At 62.1% G+C, this 1,528-nt stretch carries 2 protein-coding genes; both read right to left on the minus strand.

Annotated elements, in window-relative coordinates; translation table 11 throughout:
* Positions 1-693: ABC transporter permease subunit (locus VGH68_RS23000; RefSeq protein ID WP_331606011.1), on the minus strand; the 693-nt coding region annotated here is incomplete at its 3' end.
* 61 nt (positions 694-754) lie between these two features.
* Positions 755-1,528, minus strand: a 774-nt coding sequence (locus tag VGH68_RS23005) for a taurine ABC transporter ATP-binding protein (protein ID WP_331606012.1), incomplete at its 5' end; no start/stop codon positions are given.

Raw genomic sequence — 1,528 nt, forward strand, 5'->3', positions numbered from 1 at the left:
CGACGCCACCATTTCCGCGGCGACGAGCGTCGTCCAGCCGACACCGATGCCGATCCGCATACCTGTGAAAATCTCCGGCAACGCGGATTTCAGAATCACATACAACACCACCTGTGTGCGCGAGGCGCCCATCGAATAGGCCGCATGAATCTGCTCGATCGACACGGACCGTACGCCTGATCGCGCGGCAATTGCGAGCGGCGCGAAGATGGCCAGATAGATGAGAAAGACCTTGGAGAATTCGCCAATGCCGAACCAGATGATGATGAGCGGCAAATAGGCGAGCGGCGGCAGCGGCCGATAGAACTCGATAGGCGGATCGAAGATGCCGCGTGCAAAGCGTGAGACGCCCATCATCACGCCGATGGGAATCGCGGTCACGCAGGCTAGCGCGAAGGCGCCGAACACGCGCAGCAAGCTGATGCCGGTATGTTGCGCGAGCGTGGAGTTGGCGAAGCCTTCTGTCGCGACGTAGATGAACTTTGCGTACACCGCTTGCGGCGACGGCAGAAAGAGCGGCTTGATCCAATGCAGGTTAGTCGCGACAAACCACAGCCCGATGAACAGAGAGACCGTGATGAGGCTTGTGACGACGCTGCTGCCCTGGCCGGGCACGCCGAACGTGTCGCCAGGCCGTGCGGGTTTCTTGGCGAGCAGTCGTGGACGTCGACCGGGTGTGCGTGGAGGCTCCATCGGCGTGTCGGATCCGAGCGAGGCTTGCTGGCCGTGCGCCAGTGCATGAGCCCGTTTTGAACTAAACATGTGTCACCTCGGCTTCGGCGGCGTGCATTTTCTCGTCGCCGTAAATGATGCTGAGCACGCGTTCGCGCATTTCGATGAAATCGGGGCTCGACTTGATGGCGCGCGCGTCGCGCGTCTCCAGAAAGCGTCGATTGAAATCCAGCTCGTAGGTGTGCGTGATGCGCCCGGGGCGCGGTGACATCACGATCAGGTGGCTGGCCAGAAAGAGCGCTTCTTCTACGCTGTGCGTGATGAAGAAGAACATCTTGTTCGTTTTCGTCCAGACGTCGAGCAGCAGTTCCTGAATGGTTTCGCGGGTCAACGCGTCGAGTGCGGCCATCGGCTCGTCCATCAGCAGCATAGCGGGGTCGCAGGTCAGCGCGCGGGCGATGCCCACACGCTGCTGCATCCCGCCGGAAAGCTGATAGATCATGTGCTTGTGAAAGTCCTGCAAGCCGACCAGCGCGAGATTGCGCGCGGCGATGTCGCGCCGCTGCGCTTTCGGCACGCCCTGAAGCTTCAGGCCGAACTCGGCGTTGTCGATCACGTTGAGCCACGGCAACAGGGCATGCTTCTGGAACACGACGCCACGGTCGGCGCCCGGTCCGGCGATCGGCGAACCGCCGAGCAGCAACTCGCCGCTGGTCGGCGCAATGAAGCCCGCCATGAGCGAGAGCAGGGTTGTCTTGCCGCAACCCGATGCGCCGAGCGCGACGACGAAGTCGCCCGAGTTGATCGTCAGATTGATGTTGTCGAGCGCATGCACGGTCTGGCCGGCCTTGCGCCC

The sequence above is a fragment of the Paraburkholderia sp. genome (assembly GCF_036488505.1).
Lineage (GTDB): Bacteria > Pseudomonadota > Gammaproteobacteria > Burkholderiales > Burkholderiaceae > Paraburkholderia.